The 3,973-nt window shown below is 37.7% G+C and carries 2 protein-coding genes; both read left to right on the top strand.

Annotated features, from left to right (window positions below; genetic code table 11):
- The coding region (gene gyrA / locus ACT8YW_RS22200) for a DNA gyrase subunit A (protein ID WP_444107172.1) at positions 1-2,531 on the top strand (2,531 nt) is incomplete at its 5' end.
- A 32-nt stretch (positions 2,532-2,563) separates the two neighbouring features.
- On the top strand, positions 2,564-3,778 hold the full coding sequence (locus ACT8YW_RS22195) for a tetratricopeptide repeat protein (protein ID WP_004295966.1): 1,215 nt from the start codon (positions 2,564-2,566) through the stop codon (positions 3,776-3,778).
- Positions 3,779-3,973: the final 195 nt, after the last annotated feature.

The raw sequence follows: 3,973 nt of genomic DNA, 5'->3' as shown, positions 1-3,973 counted from the left end.
TGAAGTCATCGTACATTGACTACTCCATGTCGGTCATCGTTTCACGTGCCCTTCCGGATGTTAGAGATGGATTTAAGCCTGTTCACCGTAGAATTTTATACGGAATGATGGAATTAGGCAATACTTCAGACAAACCTTATAAAAAGTCAGCGAGAATCGTGGGTGAGGTACTTGGTAAGTATCATCCTCATGGGGATTCTTCTGTTTATTTTGCAATGGTACGTATGGCGCAGGAATGGGCAATGCGTTATCCTTTGGTAGATGGACAGGGAAACTTTGGTTCTGTGGATGGTGATAGCCCTGCTGCTATGCGTTATACAGAAGCTCGTCTTAATAAGTTGGGTGAAGCAATGATGGATGACTTGTATAAGGAAACCGTTGATTTTGAGCCTAACTTTGATAATACACTGGTGGAACCTAAGGTGATGCCGACGCGTATCCCGAACCTTCTGGTGAACGGAGCATCCGGTATTGCTGTTGGTATGGCTACCAATATGCCTCCTCATAATCTTTCGGAAGTGATTGAAGCATGTGATGCATATATTGATAATCCGGAAATTACGGTAGAGGAACTGATGGAATTTGTCAAAGCACCGGATTTCCCTACTGGCGGATATATATATGGTGTGAGTGGTGTACGCGAAGCATATTTGACAGGTCGAGGACGTGTAATTATGCGTGCGAAAGCTGAAATTGAAAGCGGACAAACACATGACAAGATCGTAATAACAGAGATTCCTTATAATGTAAATAAGGCCGAACTGATTAAATATATTGCTGATCTTGTAAATGATAAGAAGATAGAAGGTATCTCAAATGCCAACGATGAGTCTGACCGTGATGGTATGCGTATTGTTATTGACATAAAACGTGATGCAAATGCAAGTGTAGTGTTGAATAAACTCTATAAAATGACAGCTTTGCAGACCTCTTTTGGCGTTAACAATGTGGCTTTGGTTCATGGACGTCCAAAAACGTTGAATCTAAGAGATTTAATTAAATATTTCATAGAGCATAGACACGAAGTTGTTATTCGTCGTACTCAGTTCGATCTTCGTAAGGCGAAAGAGCGTGCGCACATTCTTGAAGGTTTGATTATTGCTTCAGATAATATTGATGAAGTAATTCGCATCATTCGTGCTGCAAAGACTCCGAATGACGCTATAGCGGGCTTAATTGAGCGATTTAACCTGACAGAAATTCAGGCTCGTGCAATTGTAGAAATGCGTTTGCGTCAGTTAACCGGTCTGATGCAGGATCAGCTTCATGCGGAATACGAAGAAATAATGAAGCAGATAGCTTATTTGGAAAGTATTTTGGCTGATGATGAAGTATGTCGTCGGGTAATGAAAGAGGAATTATTAGAAGTCAAAGCGAAATATGGAGATGTACGTCGCTCTGAAATTGTTTATTCTTCAGAAGAATTTAATCCGGAAGACTTCTATGCAGATGATCAGATGATTATTACAATTTCTCATATGGGTTATATTAAACGTACACCGTTGACCGAATTCCGTGCACAAAATCGTGGTGGAGTAGGTTCGAAAGGTACGGAAACCCGTGATGAAGACTTTGTAGAGCATATTTATCCTGCTACCATGCACAATACCATGATGTTCTTTACACAAAAGGGTAAGTGTTATTGGCTGAAAGTATATGAAATACCTGAAGGAACGAAGAATTCTAAGGGCCGTGCTATTCAGAACTTGTTGAATATTGATTCGGATGATAATGTAACTGCATACTTGCGTGTGAAGAGCTTAGAGGATTCCGAGTTCATCAATAGCCACTATGTATTATTCTGTACTAAGAAAGGTGTAATAAAGAAGACATTGCTTGAACAGTATTCTCGTCCTCGTCAGAATGGTGTAAATGCTATAACTATCCGCGAAGATGATAGCGTAATTGAAGTTCGTATGACGAATGGAAATAATGAAATCATCATTGCAAACCGCAATGGTCGTGCAATTCGTTTCCATGAGGCAGCAGTTCGTGTAATGGGACGTACAGCAACAGGTGTACGTGGTATTACGTTGGATAATGATGGTCAGGATGAAGTAGTAGGAATGATTTGTATCAAAGATTTGGAGACAGAATCTGTAATGGTAGTTTCCGAACAAGGATATGGTAAACGTTCTGAAATTGAAGACTATCGTAAAACGAACCGTGGAGGTAAGGGTGTGAAGACCATGAATATTACCGAAAAGACAGGTAAGTTGGTAACAATCAAGTCGGTAACCGATGAAAATGACTTGATGATTATCAATAAGTCTGGTATCACTATTCGTTTGAAGGTAGCGGATGTTCGTATAATGGGCCGTGCTACTCAAGGCGTTCGTCTGATAAATCTTGAAAAACGTAACGACCAGATTGGTTCGGTATGTAAGGTTATGACAGAAAGTCTTGAAGATGAAATTCCGGCAGAAGAGGCAGAGGGTACAATCGTGAGTGATCCGAATGCTGATGTTCCTGATATTGATGATGCAACGGACGTAAATGAAAACGAAAGCAATAACGAAATTGAGGAATAGACATAATATTAATAATTAATCAAACAACAATCATGAAAAGAGTATTATTTTCTATGGTTTTATTGATGGCTGTTAGCTTCTCATTCGCTCAGATGAAGAATGTGAAAGAAGCAAAGAGTATGGCTAATGACGTAAAACCTAATTTTAAGCAGGCTGAACAGCTTATTAAGGAGGCTATGAAGAATCCTGAAACGAAGGATCTTGCTGACACATGGGACGTTGCTGGATTTATTCAGAGACGTATCAACGAGGAGCAAATGAAAAATGCTTTTTTGAAGAAGCCGTATGATACATTGAAAGTATACAATAGTATTCTGAAAATGTATGAGTACTATAATAAGTGTGATGAATTAGCGGAAATACCTAATGAAAAGGGAAAAGTTAAAAACAAATATCGTAAGGCTAATGCTTCCAGTATGTTGGCTGAACGTCCTAATTTGATTAATGGTGGTATTCAGTATTTCAACCTGGACAAGAATAAAGAGGCTTTGAAGTTCTTTGCAACCTATGTAGAGTCAGCTTCTTATCCGATGTTAGCTGATAAAGAATTGGCTAAAAACGATACTCTTCTTCCGCAAATTGCTTATTATGCAACATTAGCTGCTGATAGAGTAGGTGATAAAGATGCGATCATTAAATATGCTCCTATGGCTTTATCCGATAAAGATGGAGGTAAATTTGCAATGCAATTGATGGCTGATGCTTATAAAGCTAAAGGTGATACTGCTGCTTGGATTAAATCTTTGGAAGAGGGTATCCTTAAGTTCCCTGGAAATGATTATTTCTTCGCTAATTTGGTTGATTATTATAATAGTTCTAATCAAGCTTCAAAAGCTATGGAGTTTGCTGATAGAATGTTAGCTAATGATCCGAACAATAAGTTGTATTTGTACGTAAAGGCATATCTTTATCATAATATGAAAGAATATGATAATGCAATCGAATATTACAAGAAAGCTATTGCTGCTGATCCGGAATATGCAGAAGCATACTCTAATGTAGGTTTGGTATATTTGATGAAAGCACAGGATTATGCTGATAAAGCAACAACAGATATCAATGATCCTAAGTACGCTGAAGCACAAGCTGTGGTTAAGAAATTCTACGAAGAAGCTAAACCATTCTATGAAAAAGCCAGAGCTTTAAAACCCGATCAACAGGATTTATGGTTGCAAGGTCTTTACAGAGTTTACTATAACTTGAATATGGGACCTGAATTCGAAGAAATCGATAAGATGATGAAGTAAGATCGTTTTCTGAAAAAATATAAGAAGGCTACTAGAAATAGTAGTCTTCTTTTTTTTATTTAATAATTTAAAGTAGTAATTGAAGGAACAGGTAAAATTCTTCATTTAAATAAAAATAGAAAAAAGGAGTAAGATCATTATATACCTTCCTTTTTTCTATAAAACATAATATCTATTAATCCCATCTTTGTAGTG

The organism is Bacteroides sp. (assembly GCF_052357945.1).
Classification (GTDB): Bacteria; Bacteroidota; Bacteroidia; order Bacteroidales; family Bacteroidaceae; genus Bacteroides.
The sequence above is the reverse complement of the archived record's forward strand: the minus strand, read 5'-3'. Positions and strand labels throughout refer to the sequence as shown.